Source organism: Psychrobacter aquimaris (assembly GCF_016107525.1).
GTDB classification, from domain to species: domain Bacteria; phylum Pseudomonadota; class Gammaproteobacteria; order Pseudomonadales; family Moraxellaceae; genus Psychrobacter; species Psychrobacter aquimaris.
Genome location: NZ_JABASR010000001.1, coordinates 65737 through 88082 on the forward strand (window position 1 = coordinate 65737; position 22346 = coordinate 88082).

The window sequence follows — 22346 nt, forward strand, 5'->3', positions numbered from 1 at the left end:
CAAAGCCTCATGACGTAAAGTTGTGGGGCTTTGTTTTATTTAGTTTCTGGTCAAAAAAGCAAGCTCAATAAGGCTTTGCTATGATGAGCAGAGTAGGATATAACTGTTGTGTAGAGTACGGCTAGTCTTTATCTATAATCAACAGCGTAATAACCATAATAAAACCAGATAGCGTTGCCTCGCTTTTACCCAATCTTACAAGGAGTTTTCCATGAAAAAACTATACGTCACTCGTACCGCGCCCAATCCACGTAAAGCCCTTATTTTGTTAGCGTCAAAAGGCATCGATGTCGATGATATGGATGACGTTGACGTGATTGACATTGATTTTGCTGCCAATGAGCAAATGTCAGACGAGTTCACCAAAATAAATCCAATGCAGACCGTGCCAGTTCTAGTACTAGGTGATGGCACAGTACTCAATGATTCGCAGGCTGTATGTGAGTATCTAGACCGTGTCTATGGTGAGCGTTCGGTGATGGGTAATGATGTGATACAACGTGCGCAAGTGTGCGCTATGCGCCGCATTGCTGAGTTTGAGGTATTGTATAACTTTATGCTGGCTTTTCAGCACAGCCATCCGTCCAAAGCCCAACGCGTTGAGCAAGTACCAGAGTTTGTCGCACCATCTGTTGCCCGCGCTGTTAAAGCCCTTGGTTATTTTGAAAATATTTTAGAAGGTCGTGAGTATTTGGTCGGTGAACAATTAAGCTTTGCTGATATCGTGCTATATCTCGGTTTAGATTTTGGTAAAGTCCTTAACGTAAATCCGAATGAGCAGGGCGAGAATCTTGCACGTTTTTATCAAATGATGAATGAGCGTTTCAGTATTAAAAATATGGCAAAAGCCAAAATTGCTCATACAAATGAGTAAAACTAGCGCTAAAAATTAAAAATACTAGATCATTGATGGTCTCAGATAGTTGATGCGATTCTCAGTTGTCTGAGACCAGTGATCTTTTATTATGCTTTTAAGTATCAAAATAGCAGTTACGATGAATCCATAAAAATAAACACTTTGTTACAACTACGGTAATCAACAGCGTTATAGTGGTGAATTGTGACGCTTTATTAAAGTGGATATCATCAGCCCCTTATTGTTAAGTATTTAATATTAAGTATCAAATAATTTGACTTCAAGAAGGGATAACCACAAGGTATGACTGCTATGACCTCATCTGTAAGAAAATGGCCAATTCGATTCACCTTTTTACCAAGTTTGTTGGCATTAAGTTTGATATTAGGTGCTTGCCAAGACGCTTCTTTACCCAAAGAAAGTGACGCACAAGAAGGCACTCAGACAAGCGCTGATGCAGTAACTGATAATACTCAGATGGATGAGATGAGCGCTGAAGACAAAATGATTGCCAGCCTTACACGTTATCGTTGGACATTAATGTCTGCCACGGATAAAGGCGCACAGCCATTAACTATGCTGATGGATATTAAAGACCAAGTGCGTTTGTCTTTTAGCCAATACCAAGGTGAGAATACTTTAAGCTATAGTGTTGGCTGTAATACCATGAGTGCTGGCTACCAGTTGCAAGGTCATACTTTGACTATTGACGACGGTATGAGCACTAAAATATCTTGTGGTGAGCTTGATAAGGCTGAAAATAGTTTAAGTCAGTTGATGCAAGGTGAAAGTCAATTAACATTAGTGCTAGCTAGTAGTGACAAAGATGACGCTGCTAAAGATGATAGTCCTAAGAGTGATAAGCCAATATTAACCCAAGTCACCAGTGATGCAGCAACGTTAATTTGGGAAGGCAGGCTTACCCCACAAGCCAAATATAATAGCAAAGGCGAGACCGTATTTTGGGCAGTAAGCTCGAAAATGATACCTTGCGCCGATAATGATTCAGAGATGTGTCTACAAGTGAAACCCATTACTTACGATAACCAAGGCATTAAAACGAGTAAAGGTAAGTGGGTAGTCTTTACGGGTGAAATTGATGGCTATCAGCATGATGGCATGCACGACGAAGTGTTACGTCTACAGCGCTACCAATTAGACAGTGACGAGAGTGTAGAAGGCGAAGAATATGCTTATGTGTTGGATGCGGTGATTGAGAGTGCCGTAGCAGAGTAGGCGGTTTAAGCCGTGTTATTTTTATAGTAAAACGATAGCGTAAATAACTTAGACAGCTCGAAAAACACGCGTCATTCAGAGGCGTGTCCTTTTATGGTTGTTTGCTATACTTTATTATCGTTAGGATTCTTACTTTAACGTAAATTCCCTAGATCTTCTTCGGTCAAACGCCAGCGACCTTTCTTCTTAGAAGCACCGCGTCCACGCATGGCACTGTTTAATATTAATTTATTCATTGAATGGCTTGAGTGTGCATGACAAATGGCACAGGCAAGACCATCGGCGGCATCTTGTTGTGGCACGACATCTAGAGATAGTATGCGGCAAACCATCTCTTGTACTTGCTCTTTGGCCGCTGCGCCATAACCGCAAACAGCTTGTTTAATCTGACGTGCAGTATATTCTGATACTTCTAAATCCAGCGCAACCATGGCGGCAATAGCAGCACCTCTCGCTTGCCCAAGTTTCAATGCTGAGTCAGGATTCTCTGCCATAAATACCTGCTCGATAGCGGTATAAATAGGCTCGTTGGCATATTTTAAATGATATTGCGTAATACGGGTCAGCCCATTAAAAATACGCTTGAGGCGTTCAGGCATCTCTTTGGTGTCTGTACGAATAGTGCCTGCATCTATATACGTTAGCTTGTCGCCTGTCTGTTGGACGATGCCATAACCAGTCATGCGCGAACCAGGATCAATTCCAATAATAATTGCCATAGTATTCCATCTTGCTTACATTTTGTTTTATCGTCAATCCTATATAAATCGGATACGGTTTCAGGCTCGTTCAGCCTACTACTCGTAGCACTTTCACTTACCTTCCCTGTATCCAAATCATATTGAACTGACTATATGGCTTAAAAATCAGCCTTAAGTTTGATAGTATAGCAATCAATCCCCATATACATCATATGTTAGCCATCTTAATTTGCATGGCGCTTAATTTATTGGTTTTTATTTTATAGGACGACACTTTATGGGTCAGATAGTTGGTATTGCCATTGTTTGGTTTATTATCGAAATGCTACTTTGGTATTTGCTTGCTCAGTTTATGAGTGGTTGGTGGGTATTTATGTGGTTTATTATCGCCGCAGTTATCGGTATTTCACTCATACGTAAAGGGATGGCCGCTCTCAATCCAATGGCGCAGCAAATGAAAGCGGGTGGCATGATGAACCCATCGATGCGTCCGCAAGAATCAACCATGATGAAAAGTGTGGCCATGGCAGCGGCCGGCATTTTGCTACTCATTCCGGGTGTGCTGAGCGATTTGCTCGCATTATTGGTAGTATTGCCACCAGTACAAAAGAAGCTTAAAGACTTTGCCAATAACTATGTCATGAATAATCAGCAAAAAATGATGGAGATGATGGCAAAACAGATGGGTGGTCAAATGGGCGGCGGTCAAAATCCATTTGGTGGTGCTGGCGGCATGGGTGGTCAAAACCCATTCGGCGGCGCAGGTGGCATGAATAGCCAAAATCCGTTTGGTCAACAACAGCAAAACCCATTCGGTGATGTGTTTAAACAGCATACTACTGTTGATGGTACTGCCAAAAATATTCCTAAAGATGTGAAAAAAATTACCAAATCTGCTAACGATGAGTAATTATCAGAGAATTGGTTAGTCAAAAATCAGGTATAAAAAAAGCCCCTTTCGTCATTGACGGAAGGGGCTTTTTGGTGGCAGTAAACACATTGATTATAGGCAATATATTTACGAACCGAATGAAACAACCGAAGTGCCGCTGTAAGATGGTGACCCATGAACCGTGAAGTTCAGGGCGGATGCGTCATCATCTCTGCAGGTTTCCTGATACACCGCAAGCGGTGCAGGCATACACAATGAGACGATAGGTACCACATCCTGGTAAAGCATTATCGGCTCAGGGAATAAACATCTACTAGCCAACACTTCAGAATATAATTATCTTAACCAATGGTTTGAGTGATTGCAAGTATGATTTACAGATTACTACGTAGATTTAGGGATTAGCATCATTGCTGTTGAGTGTTAACCGCCTTTTCACCTACATAAAGGTACTTTAAACGTTTAAGGGTGGGCCTAAAAGGGCGATTTTTCAGCTATTTTAAGATGTGTGTTAATATAGAGGGCTTTAAACATCCTAATACAGCATTATAGGCGTTCATTCACTTGAGGAGCGGTAATCCATGACCAATACCCAGCAACAATCAGCATTTATCGATGATAATCAGGCTCAGCTCAATAGTAAGCAGGATGGCGATCAAAATAAAAAAGTGCCGCATGTCTTAATGATATTAGATGGTTTTGGGCATCGTGAAGACGATAAGGATAATGCAATTGCTGCCGCCAATATGCCAAATTTGGATAGGATTTATCAGCAATATCCGCATGGATTGATATCTGCTTCTGGAGAAGACGTTGGTTTGCCAGATGGGCAGTTTGGCAATTCAGAGGTTGGGCACATGAACTTGGGCGCGGGCCGTGTTCTTTATCAAGATTCGACTCGTATTTCAAGTGAAGTGGCCAATCGTGAATTTTATAAAAACGAAGCCTTAGTTAATGCGGTAAAAGCCGCGAACGAGCTTGGTGGTAACGTCCATATCATGGGATTATTATCAGATGGTGGCGTACATTCGCATCAAGACCACATCGAAGCGATGTGCCACTCCGCGTTAGTGCATGGCGCCAAAAATGTCTTTGTTCATTGTTTTTTAGACGGACGCGACACCCCACCTAAATCGGCTGATAAATATATCAATCGTCTGCGAGATCATATCAATAAGCTTAATGCTCATTATGAAGGTGGCCGCGTACAAATTGCCAGTATCATTGGGCGTTACTATGCGATGGATCGTGACAATCGTTGGGATCGCGTTCAAAAAGCTTATGAGCTTATTACTGAGGGTAAGGCTGATCGTCTTTCTACGCGTGCAGATGGCGCGGTACAAGCTGCTTACAAGGCACGCGAGACCGATGAGTTTGTCAATCCGACTGTAGTGATTGGGCGTGATGAGGTGCCATATACCGTTGATGACAATGACGCGCTGATTTTTATGAATTTCCGGGCTGATCGTGCCCGTGAACTGGCGCAGGCTTTTGTGTTACCAGATCATGAGTTCTCGGGTTTTGCCCGTCATAAACGACCAAAGCTTGCAGCTTTTGTCATGCTGACCAAGTACTCAGACATTTTAGCGGATAATCCCAAAACTAGCGTTGCTTATTATCCCACGTCATTGACCAATACGCTTGGCGAATATTTGCAGGATAAAGGCAAAACACAGTTACGTATCGCTGAAACTGAGAAATACGCACATGTCACGTTCTTTTTCAGTGGTGGTCGTGAAGAAGAGTATGAGGGCGAAACACGTATTCTTGTCCCATCTCCAGACGTTGCCACTTATGATATGAAGCCAGAAATGAGCGCACCTGAAGTGACTGATAAATTAGTGGCTGCCATTGAATCAGGCAAATATGACGTGTTAATTGTCAATTATGCCAATGGTGATATGGTTGGGCATACAGGGGTTTTTGATGCAGCTGTAAAAGCAGTAGAGGCATTGGATGTATGCGTTGGCCGTATAGAGTCAGCGGTACGCACCGCTGGTGGTGACATGCTTATCACGGCAGATCATGGCAACTGTGAGCAGATGCAAGATTATGAAAGCGGTCAAGTACATACTCAACACACTACTGAGCATGTGCCATTCATTTATGTGGGTGAGAAAAATCTACAAGTACGTAGTAGTGGTAAGTTGAGCGATGTCGCACCAACTATTTTGGCCCTGATGGATATTGAACAGCCCATTGAAATGACGGGCGAGAGCTTACTGGTTTCAGCATTGTAAGTCAGTCAATATTAGTATTTTGACCACTTGCTAGCGCTGTTAGCAGTAATGAAAGGGAAGAGATATTTATTGTCTCTTCCCTTTTTTTTATATTTTTCAAGATATATTCTGCTGACTTTATATCATTTTAAATGTTTAAGGAGTGAGAAAAATATGGGCAATTATGATATTTCGTATGCTAAGCAAATTTAACACTGCTGATTGTAAGTTGAGGAGATAATATTATTTGTCGTTAATTTTACTTGCAATACTCCCCTAGTCTTAGACTGGCTCTTGGTGCTATCTTATAAGGCAAATATCATTAATATATCTATAAAAATAATTCTATTATCTAAACGAGTTCTCTTATGCGTTCTATTTATTTTATGCGCTTACCATTGACGAAGCGATTGGGCAAACACGCAATGAAGGCATTGACTGCGCCGACTATTTTTAAACCTGCATTAATGATAGGTCTGCTTGGGCTAAGCACTGCCAGTATGGTTGCACAAGCAGCGAGATCACCAGCTACTGCGACCATCAATAACCCTACCGCTAGTCTACAACTGATCAGCTTAAATAGCGACGAGATAGCTACAGAAGGTGATACTAATAATTTATCAGATATCGCTGATATGCTTGAGTCAGCCGACCAAGTTGACGATTCGATAGACAGTGTCGCAGATGAGAGCGCCTTGACCGATGATACGGATGAGATCGATGTCAGTATTCCAGCTGAGGTTGCGCAAGTATCATTGAATGCTATTTCTCCAGAAACGCTTAAGACGTTTGTTGCGGTAGTGGATTTGGTGCGCCGTGAATATGTAGATGCGGTCAATGATGAAGAGCTGTTCAATAATGCGTTGAGTGGTATGTTGACTAAGCTAGATAGCCATGCTGAATTTTTAGATGCTGAGGCTTATGAAAACCTGCGAGCCTTTACCGAAGGTGATGTGGGTGATGTCGGTATTAAAGTCACTTATCAGCCTACAGATGGCTATTGGGTGATTACAGAGGTTATTGATGCATCGCCTGCAGATACAAAAGGCATTGCTGTTGGGGATTACTTGCATCAAGTCGGTGATTTTAAGCTGGATGAATACAAAGAAAGTAACGATATCGAGCAACTTCTGACAGGAATTGCGGGTACGCAAGTAGATATTGTAACCTCAAAAGCTGGTCGCCGTAAACATACCACGACCTTGCAGCGTAATAACAGTCACCCCCAAACGGTTGAGGCAAGTCTCATTGACGGTATCGCTGTTATCAAGTTGCCCGCTTTTCAAAATAATAGCCGTGAAAAACTCTTGGAAGGCTTGATAGGTCTAGATGCACCTATTTCAGGTGTCTTGCTAGACATGCGTGATAATCCAGGTGGGGTGTTAACGTCGGCGGTGAGTATTGCCAGTTTGTTTATGAGCGACACTGATGTGGTACAAGTAAAGGGTCGTCAAAGTGACACGCGTACGCTATCTACTCAAGGCATAGCGACACTTGAATCATTGCCAGTGGTGGTGTTGCAAAATCGCTATTCTGCATCAGCGGCAGAGGTTCTGGCCAGCAGCTTGCAGGCGCAAAAACGTGCCACGATTGTTGGTGAAGTCAGCTATGGCAAAGGGTCGGTACAGTCGGTTATCCCACTGAATGATGAGCAGGCTGTCAAACTAACGGTCGCCAACTACATGACAGCGTCAGGTAATAAGATCGATGGAATTGGTGTAGAGCCTGACATGACTTTGTCAGGTAGTGAAAGTACATGGGAGCAGCAAGCGCTCGCTTTACTAAAAACAAAAGCCCTTGATTCGGGCATTCGTTTTGTCCGAAAACCTGCCAAAGAGGATAAAGCGATGGCAGACAATAAGGTTCAATAAAGCTCGTTTAAAGATAGGCTAGCGCGATATATTAACGTTAAAATATCATCATTTATCGTTATTCAAAAATAGCGAATGCTATGACTCAAATTGATCCTCAGCTATCTCTAGTTTTTTCATGCGATAGCGTAAAGAGCGAAAAGTGGTGCCTAGTAGTTCAGCGGCTTGCGTTTTATTCCAAGCAGTTTGTTTTAGTGCGGTAATAATCAACTGTTTTTCTTGTTCTTGTAGGTAATGCTCTAACCCTTGAGATGGCAGTTGGCCATCCTCTAATTCGCTTAGAATTGCTTTTTCATCACGTCCTTGCAGAATAGATTGATGAGTGGCAGATTCTTCGTGATCATGACGGGGTGTATGGTTTGAGCTTTCAGCATGATTACTTGCCGAGCGTTGTATCATAGAAGGGTAGTGCTGAGTATTAGTACGATAAGGGTGCAAATTGGTCGTCACTTGCTTGGCTTGTGGCGCTATGGTCTCATCCATGGATTGAATGATTTTTTCTCTACTTTCTATCGATTGAGCGACCATTTGATTGTTTATTTGACGTTCAGAATGTTGAGTTTTATCAATAACTGCTGGCTCACTCTGATCTTGAGAGACTGCACGGTGATGAGTCATATCAATATCAGGCAAACCCAAATGGCTGATGTCAATGTACGGCGTCTCTGCTAGGGTGACGGCACGTTCAAGGACGTTACGTAGTTCACGGACATTGCCCGCAAAGTTATGATCTTGCAAACGCTCACAAGCCTCGATGGTAAGTGTTGGAGGGTTCTCTAACTGCCATTCATCAGCAATTAATGCTAAAAAGTGCTTGGCTAATACAGGAATGTCATCACGACGCGCATTGAGCGTTGGCAGTTTTAATTCAATCACATTGATACGGTAGTATAAATCTTGTCGAAATGCCCCATCCTGTACCAGTTGGTTTAAATTTTTGTGGGTGGCGGACAAGATACGAATATCTACAGGAACCTCTTTGGTATCACCAATGGCTCTCACCGTTTTCTCTTGAATGGCACGCAGTAGTTTTACCTGCATGGCCAAAGGCAAGTCTGCCACCTCGTCTAAAAATAACGTGCCGCCATTGGCCTGTTGAAATAGCCCTTGCTTGTCAGCGACAGCCCCTGTAAAGCTACCTTTTTTATGACCAAAAAACTCTGATTCCATCAGCTCTGATGGTATCGCTCCACAGTTTACTGGCACAAAGCTACCATCACGGCGTGGGCTTAAATCATGAATCAATCGGGCAACCACTTCTTTACCAGTACCCGAAGCGCCTGACAAAAATACGGGTGCTTGTGAGCGTGCCAATTTTAAAATAGTATTTTTCAGCGGATGCATCACAGCAGAATCACCAATGAGCCTACTGTCTAACAGTTTTTGTTCAGGTGAGCATTCAGCTGTGGTTTTTGCTTCATTATCTTGATGAATAACTTTTAAAGCATTTTGCACCAGTTGACGTAGGCGCGGTAACTCAAGAGGTTTATTAACAAAGTCGAAAGCACCAAGCTTCAATGCCTCAATGGCGAGATCCATACTGCCATGAGCAGTAATAACGGCAATGGGGGTACTAGAGCTATTGCTGATTTCTTTTACTAACTCTAGTCCTGACCCATCAGGCAGCTTTAAATCGGTCAGACAAAAATCGTAATCATTGTCTTGCCAGTATGATCTTGCTTGTGACAGAGTATATGCTACATCACTTTTAATGCCCATTTTGGTCAAAGTAATTTGCATCAATCGGCACAGATCCACTTCGTCATCAACGACTAGCGCGGTTGTTGTCATACATCATCTCATCGTATTCAGTAGCTATAAAATGGTAAAAACCAAGAGGCCTTAATGGCAAAGTATTCCATATAACGTTAATATTTATAAAATACTGGTATTAACGTTATTTTCAATTTTATTTACATTGGTATCAGCGCTAACAGCAGGTGCTATCAAGCGAAAACAGGTTTTCTCATGTTCAGGAATATAAAGCAAGCGAGTTTGGTTGGCCTCACAAAAAGCTTGTGATAAATACAGTCCCAAGCCTGTACCTGCCTGATCTGTCGTAAAAAATGGATTGAACAAATGTTCTGTATTTTTGGCGCTCACCCCACGGCCAGCATCCAGAATATCAATTATAACATCGTTATCCGCACAATAAATCTCGATTTCCACATAGGCATGAGGGTGGGCGTAGCTACTGTAACGCAAGCCATTGTTAATTAAATTGATTAAGACTTGCTCTAATTGGTGTGTGTCGAATGATATGGTCGGTTGAGTTTTTACCCGTAGAAAGACATCGTGTCCTTGAAAGTAGTTCTCTAAGAATGTTGGCATCCAGTCTGCCAATACGATCGCCTGCTGGTTTGCGGTTTGCTGGCGAGACAGTTTTAGTACATCTTCGATAATACGATTCACGCGTTTTGTTTGCGAAAATATCATTTGATAAAGCTCATGATTCGCGGCCATATCATCATTTGAGATATTCGCCGTTATTGTATTATTTGCTGTATCGCCTGTTACATTGGCTTCTATAGCATCTTCCATTAATAATTGACTGGCTTGTGATATTGCTGCCAAAGGGTTTCTTATTTCGTGGGCGATACTCGCCGTCAATTGCCCTAAAGAAGCCAGCTTTAACTGTTGGGCGTTGGCTTGTTCACGGCGTAAGTCCTCTAGCATTATCAGTTTGCTGTCATCCTTTAAAGGAATGATTTGTACGCGCAGTTTACCAAATATGGAAGCGTTTGCGACTGCAGGCAAATCATAAGTAAAGGTGCGTGATTGGCCGACCGCTACCGACAAACAAGCTTTAAATAGCTGCGTATGTTGTTGGCTAAGCTGTTGTTGAAAGTTAGATAAGAGCGCACTGCGAGTATTGTTTCGAGTACCTTTTGTGTCAATAGAGGCGTTTTGCAATGATGCGGAAGGGATTTGCGAAAGACTGAGTAGTTGGTGAGCGGCAAGGTTTGCTAAGACGATATGCTGTTTGTCAATGACGATGACACCATTAACCATTTGCGTGATGACTTCTTGGTTGATGACATTTAATCGTTCAACCTCTTTGGCGTGTCTCGCTGCTACTTTCTCAAGTTGTACTAATCGCTGTGAGATGGACCAGCTCAAACCGCCAACCGCTAAAAAGCTGGCTGACATGAGCAAAGCATCCCCTAAATTTGCCAAACTCATGCTATTGGCAATGGCATAAAAGAATTGCTGATAAATGACAAAAATAATAGCAAGTAGGGTAATAATCAAAGCTTGTGAGCCGTGTAGCAACATAAAGCTTGCTGCGACTACCACCATATAAAGCATGGTCAACTGTAAATCAGGCGCGCCTGCTGTATATAGTAATAAGCTTAATATAATGACATCTAATACTAAACCGAAGGCCAACTGCCGCCGCATTTGTTGATTAACAACATAAAACAAGCCGAGTAAAATGAGGCTAAGCAGGAGATAAAAGCTAAGAGCCGTTTGTTGTAAGAAGCTTGGTAGAGAGAGGCTGTTGTCAGAGTGAGCGGTGATATACACCATCAGTAGAGAAAACAGACTAACGGCAAAGCGGTAACTGCTATAGATAAGCCCTAACCTGCGTAACTGAGGTGGTGATAGCGTGTCATCGCGATGCAAATAGTGAGTAACAGCAGAGATAATATTAGTAGCAGGCTTCATAGATTGACCGCAATAAAGGAACAGTTGCTAGGGCGTATCCTCATTTTTAGCTCATGTAGATGTCCATCGATTGAATTGAGGATACGCCCTAATGATTTATGGCTGAATCAGACCATGACGAATGGCCAAATGTGTTAACTTCACATCACTATCCACCCCGACTTTTTCGTAAATACGATAGCGATAAGTGTTGATGGTTTTGACGCTGACAAATAGCTGGTCGGCGATTTGCTGCGGGCTTTGACAGTTCACGACCATCATCGCCACCTGTTTTTCACGATCACTTAGTAAGTCAAAAGGTGAGTTGGCATTATCCGACAGTAAGACATCAGCGAGTTGTTCGGCAACATCTTGGCTAAAATAACGACCACCTTGAGAGATTTTTTTGACAGCACGAATCATCTCATCGAGTGGCGTGCCTTTAGTGATGTAACCGTTGACGCCAGCTTTGATGAGCATAGAAGGGTAAGGCTGTGCTGACATACTGCTGACAGCCAATATCTTGATACCCATATCCAGCTGAATTAAGCGTTTGGTTGCTTCAAGCCCACCAATATTAGGCATATTGACATCAAGCAAAACCACATCAGGACGCAATTGTTTGGCCAGTTTGATGGCCATGTCACCGCTGTCCGCTTCGCCGATTACTTCGATATCGACACTGTCTGACAACATACGGCTAATACCCATTCTTACCAAATCATGATCATCTACTACCAGTACTTTAATCATAACGATACTCTTTGTTATTTGTCAGAATGAAGGCTTTTATTGACACTAAATGACAAGAAAAATAAGGCCATCAGAGTCATTTTTTAGTTTTTGAAAAAGGTGAAATGCTGCTAACATATTAGATAGATACCGTTGTTTAATATGACAAAATACGGATAATCACAGTGTTCAAAGTTAAAATACATTGCTGAAATGTGAGTCAATGTTTCTACAATATAAAGTGGTTGTAGCAAAACTTGAATTAGGTCAAAATAAACCATTAAATCATTTTGATACAGTAAACTTAAATGCAAACCATGATACACTAAAAATACAAAAACTCTATACGAGTACTTATAAACCCATTCATAAACGCTACGTACGTTGTTGCTATTGGTTAGTATGTAACTGATTCTCTAATTAACAGCATCGCGACAGCAGGAGGCATAATGAAGCAACTACCATTAACCAAACAGCAATTAATCGCTGCTATGATTTCATTGAGTTTGGGCAGTGTTGCACAAGCCGCACTTACTATTAATGGTAGCGCTGACAATAGTTCTAGTGCTCGCATGAGTTGGGGCGGTGCTGATAGTCTGTCTGAAGCACGCAACATTATGTACAAGTCCAATGGTTCAGCTATCAAGAAAGTCGATACTGGCAATGGTACGACCAGCATCACTAATGCCAATAGTTTCGGCAGCAGCAATAACAGTTACAATACGACGTATCGTGGCTCATTTGGTAGCAGTGATATGATACCTATCAGCACTGACTCGCGTAGTGTCGCGGTCATCGATGCTGAAACAGGCGAATCTATTTATGAAAAAGATGCTGACATAGCGCGCCCTATGGCCAGTATCTCTAAAGTTATGACGGCTATGGTGGTATTGGACGCTGGTCTCGATATGCGTGAAGAGCTCACACTCGATCCAGAAGATTTCGTTGGTCCTAAGCGTGCCAGCTCTAACCTTAAATCAGGCGACCGTTTGAACCGTGCTGAAATGTTGCTGATGGCATTAATGAAATCAGAAAATCCAGCAGCAAAGAGTTTAGCGCGTAATTATCCAGGTGGCTACAGTGCTTTTATACGTGCCATGAATCGAAAGGCTCAAGATCTGGGTATGACTACTGCGTTCTTTGGCGATCCAACGGGTCTTGATAAACGTAATGTGGCTTCATCAAATGACTTGGTTAAAATGGTACGTGCCGCGGGTAATTACGATGTGATTCGCCGTTTCTCTACTACCAAGAGTTATGACTTTTTTGTTTCAAACTATTCAAGCGGTAACCGTACGTATAAAGCCAATAATACCAGTAGCTTGGTTCGTGCTGGTGATTATCCAATTGGTATCTCAAAAACAGGTTTCATCAATGAAGCTGGCCGTTGTGTGGTCATGGAAACACGTGTGAATAACCGTCCAGCAATTATTGTCATCTTAGGAGCGAACAGCTCAGCCACACGTTGGGGTGATGCTAAAAACATTTTAAACAGTTTAGCGACACGTCGCACGGTGTAGTCTTACTGTTTTAGTATTTATAAAAAAGGCTGTTATTCAATATAACAGCCTTTTTATTGTGTTGAATTTAGGGCGTGTTCTCAACTCAATCGGTGGATATCTAAATCGGATAAAAATGAGGGCACATGCCCAAGGAAAAACTATATGACTCAAGCACTGACTGTTATAGCAGCGCCAAAGCTATACTTACTTACCAATGATGATGAGTTTGTACTTCTCTACCAGAAATTAGAAGCCGCATTGGCGACAGGATTCATTGCGTTGTTACAAATCCGTCGCAAGAAAATCCTGTCATTGCCTGATGGTGAGTCTCATCTATACGAAGAGGCTAAACAGATAGTTGAGTTGGCGAAAGCGTACAATGTACCAGTCGTCATCAATGACAATGTTAAACTGGCTGCCAAGCTCGGTGTTGGGGTGCATTTGGGTCAACAAGATGGCGAAGTTGCCGATGCTAAGCACGAACTACAGCCAAACCAAATAATCGGACGTACTTGTCATGGCAAGGTAGACTTGGTAAAAGAAGCAAAAAATGAGGGCGCAAGCTATGCCGCTATGGGTGCGATTGTTACCTCAAATACAAAACCTAATGCCAATATCATCTCACGCCAGCAGCTCATAGATGGCTGTCAGCAAGATATAGCGCTATGCGTCATAGGTGGTTTGACGGCGGAAAATATCTCCGAGCTGGTAGATTTGCCAATTACTTACGTGGCAGTTGTTGGGGATATTATGGATTTGCCCGTGCATCAAGTCGCCGCCCGCTGTTATCAGTGGCAGCAGGCGTTCTCTAAATGGGAAACACCTGCTTGATCGATGGAACTTTGATTTGGAATGGCTGCTTGGAGTAAAAATGAATCGTTATTCAGCATGTTCCATACATAGGGTAGCGTAAGGCAGTGCTTGCAAGCGTTGCTCTTCAATTTGCTCGCCGCAGACTTCACATTCACCATAAGTACCGTTTTCAATACGGCTTAGCGCGTTTTCAACATAGATCAAACTTTGGCGGGCTTCACCCATCAAGTTTGTACGCATGTCATTTTGACGATAAGAGATGGCTTGGTCTTCCCAATGCTCATTGAGGTCGTCTTGTGGGTGTTGGATATGATCTTCGATTTTATTAATGCGAGTTTCATATTCTTCTTTGAGTGCTAGTAGGTTTTGTTTAGCAGTCTGAAGGTCGATACTCATGGGGTTCTCCTAATGGGTTATTTTTATTGTTAGCATTATTTATTATCCGTGCTAATAGCATCATAAACAGGCTTATTACTAAGTGCCACCACGAAATGTTACTGATTTTTTATTAAAATCAAGTCAGTGGGCTTTAGTTATAACCTACTGAGTAAAATTTAATGGCACGTTCTTTATGAGCACGTGCTAGAAAACTGCTAGAATACACCGCCTCAAATTCTTGCTTGGTCACTTTTTTATAAAGCCACAGGAAAGAATAACTAATTTGATAAATATTTTTCAGTAATGAGTAAAAAGCCAACCGATAGATTAACAAAAGATGATACATAGGAGCAGGTAATGAATTTTTTGCGTATGAGTGAGCTGAGCTTAACGGATAAAGTGGTGTTGATTCGTGAAGATCTCAATGTGCCTATTAAAGACGGTAAAGTCGCCAGCGATGCGCGTCTACAAGCCAGCTTGCCTACGATTAAGATGGCGTTAGAACAAGGCGCGGCCGTTATTGTTTGTTCGCACTTGGGACGTCCCACTGAAGGCAGTCCTGAGCCGATATATTCGCTAGCACCAGTGGCTAAGTATTTAAGCGATAAACTAGCCACGCAACTATCAAAGCCAGTTAGCTTAAACAAGGACTATCTTACTGAGGGCGTGGCGATTAAAGCAGGCGAGGTAGTGCTACTAGAAAACGTACGATTTAATCAGGGCGAAAAGAGAAACGATGCAGATTTAGCACAGAAATACGCTGACTTATGCGATGTATTCGTAATGGATGCGTTTGGCACAGCACATCGCGCACAGGCATCGACAGAAGGCGTTACCCAAGCCATGCATCAGGCAGGAAAAACAGCTTGTGCAGGGCCGTTATTGGCGGCTGAGCTTGATGCGTTAAGCTTAGCACTTGAAACCCCAGCACAGCCGATGTTGGCAATCGTGGGTGGCTCAAAAGTATCAACAAAGCTAGAAGTGCTGCACAGTTTGTCTGAACTATGCTCGCAGATTATCGTTGGTGGTGGTATTGCGAATACGTTCCTAGCGGCGCAAGGTCATAGCGTCGGTGCGTCACTTTATGAAGCGGACTTGGTTGAGACAGCTCGTGACATTATGACTAAGACTGAGATTTTATTACCTGAGTATGTTGTGGTCGCTGATAAAAATGAGATTGATTTTGCTGATTTTACTGGCTCATTACAACAAGCCACTGCGACTATAAAATCTGTCGACGCGATTGGCGAAAATGACATGATATTGGATATCGCCCCAGAAAGTGCTAAGCAACTGGCGGATGCCATTATCAACGCAAAAACTATCTTGTGGAATGGTCCGGTCGGTGTTTTTGAAGTCGATGCGTTTGGTCAGGGTACGCAAATCGTGGCAAATGCCGTTAAAGATAGCCAAGGTTTCTCGATTGCTGGTGGTGGTGATACGCTTGCTGCGATTGATAAATATCAAGTAGCAGATGGCGTTAGCTACATGTCAACGGGTGGCGGTGCATTTTTAGAGTTTGTAGAAGGCAAGATATTACCTGCGGTTGCTGCCCTACAAGTTGATGCGTAACGCTTTAACGATACTTAGCAGATGAGTAACATTAGCCGTACAATTTAACCTCCCCATCTAATGTACGCTGTATTAATAATATTTTGGCTATTATTCTTATCTTATTGTTTTAAGAGCAATAAGCGAGAGTGGTCACTGATTATTATTAAGTAGTAATTATTTGTTTCTATAATGAAAATTATGATTGCATGTCTAATTTGTACTATATAAAATAGCGAAAATCATGTATTTGACATGCTTTATTTATGAGAGGTTTATTATGTTAAAACGCCATTTATTACTTGCTAGCGTACTTGCTGGTACTTTTGCAATTACTGCATGTAGCCAACAAACAGAAGAGAACACCGAAGCAGCTGTTGAGTCTGCTGGTGATGATGTCGCTGTTGAAACAGAAGCCGTTGCTGCTGAAGCTGAAGTTGCTGCAAAGGATGCTGGTACTGAAGTTGCCGAAGGCGCTGAAACTGCTGGTGTTGCTGCTACCAATGCGCTAGAAGACACTGGTGAAGCAGTTGTAGTAGGCGCAAATGAAGCCGTTGCCAATACTGCTGAAGTAGTTGCCGATGGCGCATCTGCTGTTGAGGATAAAGCCAGTGAAAATGCAGTAGAAGCAGAGCAGCAGTACTAATTTATCAATACATGAGCAATTGAAAATAAGCAGCTGATCTGTTAATTTATCGATTGATGAATCGGCTATTGATTTGGCGATTGCTGTATAAGCCCTCAAAATATTTAAAAAGCTTTGGTGATAGCCAAGGCTTTTTTGTATTTAAAATCATAATTTAGAGGTTGGTCAGTAAAAAATATAACGCACGAGGCTTATCGGTTTTTTCAATCAGTTACGTATCATATTGAACCTATCAAGTTCCTTTATATAAACTCGCTATCATTCTGTTCTGTGAATATAGTAAAGAAAGAAATAGTCGGTTAACTGCTACGAAGCGGTGGCAATTTTTGCTATAATCACGGCGTAATAATTACGATCAAAAAACACCGGTTTTTTGCTGGTCTGGCTATTATAAGGCTAGGGTTTTAGGGCAATTGTTGCAACATCGTATTTTTAAGAATGACTTCTTAATATCATATTCAAAATTTAATCAGAGAGCGTCTTATGGCTTTAATATCGTTACGTCAACTTCTAGATCACGCCGCCGAGCATAATTACGGTGTCCCTGCCTTTAATGTCAATAACTTAGAGCAGATGCGTGCAATCATGATGGCGGCCGACGCCTGTGACTCACCTGTTATCGTTCAAGCCAGTGCCGGTGCACGTAGTTATGCAGGCTCTGCATTTTTGCGTCACCTGATTATTGCTGCGATCGAAGAGTGGCCACATATTCCAGTAGTCATGCATCAAGATCACGGTATGTCACCAGCGATTTGCCAACGCTCAATTCAGCTTGGATTCTCATCAGTGATGATGGATGGCTCGCTCGGTGAAGACGGCAAAACGCCAATGGACTATGATTACAACGCTAGCGTGACTCGCGAAGTTGTCAAGATGGCACACGCGTGCGGTGTTTCAGTAGAAGGTGAAATTGGTTGCTTGGGTAGTCTTGAGACCGGTATGGCTGGTGAAGAAGACGGCTCTGGTGCAGAAGGCGTATTGGATCACGAGCAGCTATTGACCAGTGCTGATGAAGCAGAACAGTTCGTTAAAGACACTAACGTCGATGCGTTAGCCATTGCCATCGGTACCAGTCATGGTGCTTATAAATTCACGCGTCCACCGACAGGCGATATCTTATCCATTGAGCGTGTCAAAGAAATCCATGCCCGTATTCCTAATACCCATCTTGTTATGCATGGCTCTTCATCAGTGCCGCAAGAGTGGTTAAAAGTTATTAATGAAAATGGTGGTAACATCGGTGAGACTTACGGTGTGCCGGTTGAGCAAATCGTTGAAGCGATTAAGCATGGCGTTCGTAAGGTAAATATCGATACCGATTTACGTTTGGCATCAACAGGCGCTATCCGTAAATTCCTTGTAGAAAATCCGAGCGAATTTGATCCACGTAAATACTTTAAAGCGTCTATGGTTGCGATGTCAGATATCTGTACCAATCGATTTGAAGCCTTCGGTTCTGCTGGTCAAGCCCATAAAATTCGTCCAATTAGCCTTGAAGGTATGGTCGATTTTTATAAATAAGCTTAATTACTAAGAGGTAGCCGCTAGTTATTAAATAGCTTATTAAATAGCAACTAGGCTCATTTTTTATAATAGCTCTAACAGAGGTAGTGGATTATGATTGGATTGATTAGTGGTCAAGTGCAGTATTTGATGGCACCGACTGCCTGTGTCATGACTACCTCTGGTGTCGGCTATGATATTGAGCTGCCGCTACCGTCATTTTGCCAGTTGCGTCTCAATGAGCAGGCGAGCATTTGGACGCATTTTCATGTGCGTGAAGATGCGCAGCTGCTTTATGGCTTTATTGATCGCAAAGAGCGCGATGTCTTTCGTCAATTGATCAAGATCAATGGCGTTGGCGCAAAAATGGCGTTAGCAATGCTATCTGCGATGTCAGCTGCTGAGCTGAAAATGCATGTTGAGCAAGAGTCAGAGACGGCATTGACTCGTATCCCCGGTATTGGTAAAAAGACAGCGCAGCGTTTATTGATTGAACTAAAAGACAAGCTGAAAAATATTGAAGTTGATAACGGTAGTTTAGAGTTTGCCATTCAACCTGCTGAGGTGTCTCACGAGGGCAGCATCATCGCTGAGGTAGAAGGTGCGTTGATTAGCTTGGGCTATAAAGAAAGAGAAGCTCAGCAAGCGATTAAAGCTGCTAAAAGTAATGGCGATACCTTTGCCGATACTCAAGGTTTGCTAAAAGCCACATTGCAACAGCTGTCAGGCTTTTGATTTATTCAGCTCACTACTATTAGGGCGTGTCCTCAATTCAATCGATTATCCTCTAAATGGGCTAACAATGGCTAAATTTTGCCAAACATTGTCAAATAGCTTATCAATATCTCGATATTATTTGCGCTACTTTCCTTGTTTGACGGCAATTTATCTCATTTTTATCACCATTTTTAAAATGAGGACACGCCCTAATAAGTATCAATAATTCTTAAACAGATAAGCGACATTCATTGTCGCTTATTTTCGTTTTAGGCTGTGCTTTATTTAGTAGCTGCTTTATGATGTTTTGCATGACTTATACGTAGCGTTTGGTTATGCTATTTATACCTAATTTTTTAATATAATGATAAAACCTATGATGCAAGATCGTTTGATTAATCCATTCGAAGGGGCAGGCGATGCGCCTGATTCTAATATTCGACCGGCTTTATTGGCTGAATATATTGGTCAGCCAGTGGTACGTGAACAAATGGAAGTGTTTATTGGCGCGGCACGTGGTCGGGGCGAGGCATTAGATCATACTTTGATTTTTGGTCCGCCCGGTCTTGGAAAAACGACGCTTGCCAATATTATTGCTCGTGAAATGGGTGGTAACTTGCGTTCTACCTCAGGACCTGTGCTTGAGCGCCCCGGTGATTTGGCAGCCATGCTGACCAATCTAGAAGAGGGTGATGTACTATTTATCGACGAAATTCATCGATTGAGTTCTGTTATTGAAGAAATACTTTACCCCGCCATGGAAGATTTCCAGCTGGATATTATGATTGGCGAAGGGCCCGCTGCCCGCTCTATCAAGCTTGATTTGCCACCGTTTACCTTGGTTGCGGCAACCACGCGAGCAGGCTTGTTAACGTCGCCACTCCGTGATCGTTTTGGTATTGTGCAGCGGCTCGAATTTTATAATATTGCTGACCTGACCACGATCGTGAGTCGTGCTGCACGTTTGATGCGTGTGCCGATGAGCGAAGATGGCGCGGTGGAGATTGCTCGCCGTGCGCGTGGTACGCCAAGGATTGCCAATCGACTATTACGCCGTGTGCGGGATTATGCTGAGGTGAGAGGTGATGGTAGTATCAATGGCGCGATTGCTGGCAGAGCGCTTGATATGCTGGCAGTTGATAGACGTGGTCTTGATCATTTGGACAGACGTTATATTGAAATATTGCACGAACGCTTTGATGGTGGCCCTGCAGGTGTGGAAGCAGTGGCAGCGGCGATGGCGGAAGATCGTGGTACGCTTGAGGATGTGATTGAGCCATATCTTATTCAGCAAGGCTATGTATTACGTACAGCTCGTGGACGCGTACTGACCCAAATGGCGATTGACCAAATGTTATAATACCTATCCAAAAATATGATTAACGGTGTCAAACTTACTTAGCCTACTAGCTGTATGACTTGTTTTTCTTGCTACTCTAATTTTTGTGAAAAAAAGTGCCTACCTTTAATTGAGAGATTAAAGGTAGGCACTTTTTTCTTAATTTTAATATGATTTAGCCATAAAAATATTAGCTACTAGATAAAGCTTCAGGCCATATTTTCCCCGGGTTGAGAATATTTTTAGGGTCAAGGGCTGACTTAATCGCTTGCATCAGCACTAAGGCGTTACCGTGCTCTTGCTGCATATATTTTTGTTTGCCTTGCCCGATACCATGCTCACCTGTACAAGTGCCATTCATTTCAATAGCGCGGGTAGCTAAGCGGCTGATAATGCCGTCAGCGGTAGCGATTTCTTCAGGATTTTCGGTATCGACCAATAACAAAACATGAAAATTACCATCGCCAACGTGACCGACGATAGGCCCAATCATGCCCGACGCTTCGATATCTTTTGCTGTCGCACTGACGCATTCAGCCAAGCGTGAAATGGGCACACAAGCATCCGTTGATAAGGCGCTGGCTTTAGGACGTAGAGCAGAGCTGGCATGATAAGCGTTGTGCCGTGCCTGCCACAGACGTTTACGCTCCGCTTCATTGGTATCCCAAGCAAAGTCACGACCGCCGAACTCTTCGATAATATCCGTAAAGATTTTAGCTTGTTCAGCGACGCTGGCATCTGTGCCGTGAAACTCTACAAATAGGGTAGGCACCTCATCCAGATCAAGATTAGCATATTGATTACAGGCTTTGATTTGCATCGCATCGAGTAGCTCAATGCGCGCAATCGGCAAGCACATTTGAATGGTCAGCATTACTGCCTGACAGGCATCCTCAATCGTTGAGAAGTGGCAAATGCCACTGCCAATACACTCGCTAATGCCAAACAATTTAAGCGTGATCTCTGTGACGATACCAAGTGTCCCCTCTGAGCCGATTATTAATCTGGTCAAGTCATAACCAGCGGCAGATTTTTTGGCACGGTTACCGGTGCGGACAATCTCTCCACTCGCGGTGACTATCTCAAGCGCGAGTACCACATCTTTCATCGTGCCATAACGTACCGCATTGGTGCCTGAGGCGCGAGTAGCGACCATACCGCCGATACTAGCATTGGCACCCGGATCTATTGGGAAAAATAGTCCTGTATCACGTAAATAATGATTGAGCTGCTCACGTGTGACGCCTGGTTGTACGGTCACCGTCAGATCTTCATTATTGACTTGCAATATTGCATCCATCGAGTACATATCGATGCATAATCCACCATACGGGGCATTTAATTGACCTTCTAAGGATGAGCCAATACCAAATGCAATCACTGGCATTTGATACTGATTGCAAATCTCAACCGCAGCTGCTACCTCGTGCTTATCTTGTACTGTCAAGACGGCATCGGGTGGCTGATTGGCAAGCCACGTCATCGTATGTCCATGCTGTTCACGTACCGTTATATTGGTAGTAAGGTGTTTACCGAAACGGGTTTGTAAGGCAGCAATGGCTTCGCTGTGGTCTTTTTTAGCAATAGATAATTTAGAGGTAGACATGGGTGACTCCTATACAGGGTGTCTTCTTTACCGAGCCAATGAAAAATGAGGTAATGTAAAAGCTAAGCTCTCACTCACTTAAATGTCGCTAAAAAGCAATGAAAGTGAGTGGGAGCTTATTGAATAAATACTAGAT

18 protein-coding genes and 1 other RNA gene are annotated in these 22346 nt (G+C 42.8%); 12 read left to right on the forward strand and 7 right to left on the reverse strand.

Going from position 1 to position 22346, the window contains the following annotated elements; translation table 11 throughout:
* Positions 1–211: 211 nt before the first annotated feature.
* Both JFC10_RS00320 and JFC10_RS00325 read left to right on the forward strand, forming a co-directional pair.
* On the forward strand, positions 212–874 hold the full coding sequence (locus tag JFC10_RS00320) for a glutathione S-transferase family protein (RefSeq protein WP_198331170.1): 663 nt from the start codon (positions 212–214) through the stop codon (positions 872–874).
* A 294-nt stretch (positions 875–1168) separates the two neighbouring features.
* Positions 1169–2092 (forward strand): META domain-containing protein, encoded by a 924-nt coding sequence (locus JFC10_RS00325; RefSeq protein ID WP_198331171.1) that lies wholly within the window; start codon positions 1169–1171, stop codon positions 2090–2092.
* Between the two features lie 134 nt (positions 2093–2226).
* Here the strand turns inward: JFC10_RS00325 and ruvC are convergent, their stop codons facing one another.
* Positions 2227–2811, reverse strand: a complete 585-nt coding sequence (ruvC, locus tag JFC10_RS00330; RefSeq protein ID WP_198331172.1) for a crossover junction endodeoxyribonuclease RuvC — start codon at positions 2809–2811, stop codon at positions 2227–2229.
* 259 nt (positions 2812–3070) lie between these two features.
* Here ruvC and JFC10_RS00335 point away from each other — a divergent pair, with 259 nt between their 5' ends.
* Positions 3071–3703: an FxsA family protein gene (locus JFC10_RS00335; RefSeq protein WP_193011182.1), complete on the forward strand. Its 633-nt coding sequence runs from the start codon at positions 3071–3073 to the stop codon at positions 3701–3703.
* A 121-nt stretch (positions 3704–3824) separates the two neighbouring features.
* Here JFC10_RS00335 and ssrS read toward each other — a convergent pair.
* Positions 3825–4020, reverse strand: a non-coding RNA gene (gene ssrS / locus JFC10_RS00340) — 6S RNA.
* 246 nt (positions 4021–4266) lie between these two features.
* Here ssrS and gpmI point away from each other — a divergent pair.
* Together gpmI and JFC10_RS00350 are read left to right on the forward strand one after the other, a co-directional pair.
* On the forward strand, positions 4267–5925 hold the full coding sequence (gpmI, locus tag JFC10_RS00345) for a 2,3-bisphosphoglycerate-independent phosphoglycerate mutase (protein ID WP_193011183.1): 1659 nt from the start codon (positions 4267–4269) through the stop codon (positions 5923–5925).
* A 347-nt stretch (positions 5926–6272) separates the two neighbouring features.
* Positions 6273–7775: a S41 family peptidase gene (locus JFC10_RS00350; RefSeq protein WP_198331173.1), complete on the forward strand. Its 1503-nt coding sequence runs from the start codon at positions 6273–6275 to the stop codon at positions 7773–7775.
* A 78-nt stretch (positions 7776–7853) separates the two neighbouring features.
* On the opposite strand, the gene JFC10_RS00355 is transcribed toward JFC10_RS00350, so the two are convergent.
* From JFC10_RS00355 to JFC10_RS00365, 3 genes are all read right to left on the reverse strand, one after another.
* Positions 7854–9566 carry a sigma 54-interacting transcriptional regulator gene (locus JFC10_RS00355; protein ID WP_198331174.1) on the reverse strand — a complete coding sequence of 571 codons (1713 nt, stop codon included), beginning with the start codon at positions 9564–9566 and terminating at the stop codon, positions 7854–7856.
* 84 nt (positions 9567–9650) lie between these two features.
* Positions 9651–11444 (reverse strand): sensor histidine kinase, encoded by a 1794-nt coding sequence (locus JFC10_RS00360; RefSeq protein WP_198331175.1) that lies wholly within the window; start codon positions 11442–11444, stop codon positions 9651–9653.
* A gap of 96 nt (positions 11445–11540) precedes the next feature.
* A complete protein-coding gene (locus JFC10_RS00365) occupies positions 11541–12176 on the reverse strand; it encodes a response regulator (protein ID WP_193011187.1) in 636 nt (211 codons plus the stop codon).
* 428 nt (positions 12177–12604) lie between these two features.
* Here JFC10_RS00365 and JFC10_RS00370 point away from each other — a divergent pair, with 428 nt between their 5' ends.
* On the forward strand, positions 12605–13675 hold the full coding sequence (locus JFC10_RS00370; protein WP_193011188.1) for a serine hydrolase: 1071 nt from the start codon (positions 12605–12607) through the stop codon (positions 13673–13675).
* 144 nt (positions 13676–13819) lie between these two features.
* The gene (locus tag JFC10_RS00375) at positions 13820–14488 is read left to right on the forward strand and encodes a thiamine phosphate synthase (protein ID WP_198331176.1); all 669 of its coding nucleotides are present in this window, start codon (positions 13820–13822) and stop codon (positions 14486–14488) included.
* A 48-nt stretch (positions 14489–14536) separates the two neighbouring features.
* Here JFC10_RS00375 and JFC10_RS00380 read toward each other — a convergent pair whose 3' ends face one another.
* Complete coding sequence (locus tag JFC10_RS00380) at positions 14537–14866, reverse strand: TraR/DksA family transcriptional regulator (protein WP_193011190.1); 330 nt, start codon at positions 14864–14866, stop codon at positions 14537–14539.
* Between the two features lie 339 nt (positions 14867–15205).
* On the opposite strand from JFC10_RS00380, the gene JFC10_RS00385 reads away from it, so the two are divergent.
* The 5 genes from JFC10_RS00385 (at position 15206) to ruvB (ending at position 20625) form a co-directional block, all read left to right on the forward strand.
* Positions 15206–16420: a phosphoglycerate kinase gene (locus tag JFC10_RS00385; RefSeq protein WP_198331177.1), complete on the forward strand. Its 1215-nt coding sequence runs from the start codon at positions 15206–15208 to the stop codon at positions 16418–16420.
* A 259-nt stretch (positions 16421–16679) separates the two neighbouring features.
* Positions 16680–17045: a hypothetical protein gene (locus tag JFC10_RS00390; protein WP_198331178.1), complete on the forward strand. Its 366-nt coding sequence runs from the start codon at positions 16680–16682 to the stop codon at positions 17043–17045.
* A 483-nt stretch (positions 17046–17528) separates the two neighbouring features.
* Complete coding sequence (gene fba, locus JFC10_RS00395) at positions 17529–18566, forward strand: class II fructose-bisphosphate aldolase (RefSeq protein WP_193011192.1); 1038 nt, start codon at positions 17529–17531, stop codon at positions 18564–18566.
* A gap of 96 nt (positions 18567–18662) precedes the next feature.
* Positions 18663–19283 (forward strand): Holliday junction branch migration protein RuvA, encoded by a 621-nt coding sequence (gene ruvA / locus JFC10_RS00400; RefSeq protein ID WP_198331179.1) that lies wholly within the window; start codon positions 18663–18665, stop codon positions 19281–19283.
* A 361-nt stretch (positions 19284–19644) separates the two neighbouring features.
* On the forward strand, positions 19645–20625 hold the full coding sequence (ruvB, locus tag JFC10_RS00405) for a Holliday junction branch migration DNA helicase RuvB (protein ID WP_198331435.1): 981 nt from the start codon (positions 19645–19647) through the stop codon (positions 20623–20625).
* Between the two features lie 169 nt (positions 20626–20794).
* On the opposite strand, the gene JFC10_RS00410 is transcribed toward ruvB, so the two are convergent.
* Complete coding sequence (locus tag JFC10_RS00410) at positions 20795–22210, reverse strand: FAD-binding oxidoreductase (RefSeq protein ID WP_198331180.1); 1416 nt, start codon at positions 22208–22210, stop codon at positions 20795–20797.
* Between the last annotated feature and the right edge of the window lie 136 nt (positions 22211–22346).

Coding starts and splice junctions, on each gene's coding strand:
- JFC10_RS00320 (WP_198331170.1), top strand. CDS start 212: ATGAAAAAACTATACGTCACTCGTACCGCGCCCAATCCACGTAAAGCC.
- JFC10_RS00325 (WP_198331171.1), top strand. CDS start 1,169: ATGACCTCATCTGTAAGAAAATGGCCAATTCGATTCACCTTTTTACCA.
- ruvC (WP_198331172.1), bottom strand. CDS start 2,811: ATGGCAATTATTATTGGAATTGATCCTGGTTCGCGCATGACTGGTTAT.
- JFC10_RS00335 (WP_193011182.1), top strand. CDS start 3,071: ATGGGTCAGATAGTTGGTATTGCCATTGTTTGGTTTATTATCGAAATG.
- gpmI (WP_193011183.1), top strand. CDS start 4,267: ATGACCAATACCCAGCAACAATCAGCATTTATCGATGATAATCAGGCT.
- JFC10_RS00350 (WP_198331173.1), top strand. CDS start 6,273: ATGCGTTCTATTTATTTTATGCGCTTACCATTGACGAAGCGATTGGGC.
- JFC10_RS00355 (WP_198331174.1), bottom strand. CDS start 9,566: ATGACAACAACCGCGCTAGTCGTTGATGACGAAGTGGATCTGTGCCGA.
- JFC10_RS00360 (WP_198331175.1), bottom strand. CDS start 11,444: ATGAAGCCTGCTACTAATATTATCTCTGCTGTTACTCACTATTTGCAT.
- JFC10_RS00365 (WP_193011187.1), bottom strand. CDS start 12,176: ATGATTAAAGTACTGGTAGTAGATGATCATGATTTGGTAAGAATGGGT.
- JFC10_RS00370 (WP_193011188.1), top strand. CDS start 12,605: ATGAAGCAACTACCATTAACCAAACAGCAATTAATCGCTGCTATGATT.
- JFC10_RS00375 (WP_198331176.1), top strand. CDS start 13,820: ATGACTCAAGCACTGACTGTTATAGCAGCGCCAAAGCTATACTTACTT.
- JFC10_RS00380 (WP_193011190.1), bottom strand. CDS start 14,866: ATGAGTATCGACCTTCAGACTGCTAAACAAAACCTACTAGCACTCAAA.
- JFC10_RS00385 (WP_198331177.1), top strand. CDS start 15,206: ATGAATTTTTTGCGTATGAGTGAGCTGAGCTTAACGGATAAAGTGGTG.
- JFC10_RS00390 (WP_198331178.1), top strand. CDS start 16,680: ATGTTAAAACGCCATTTATTACTTGCTAGCGTACTTGCTGGTACTTTT.
- fba (WP_193011192.1), top strand. CDS start 17,529: ATGGCTTTAATATCGTTACGTCAACTTCTAGATCACGCCGCCGAGCAT.
- ruvA (WP_198331179.1), top strand. CDS start 18,663: ATGATTGGATTGATTAGTGGTCAAGTGCAGTATTTGATGGCACCGACT.
- ruvB (WP_198331435.1), top strand. CDS start 19,645: ATGCAAGATCGTTTGATTAATCCATTCGAAGGGGCAGGCGATGCGCCT.
- JFC10_RS00410 (WP_198331180.1), bottom strand. CDS start 22,210: ATGTCTACCTCTAAATTATCTATTGCTAAAAAAGACCACAGCGAAGCC.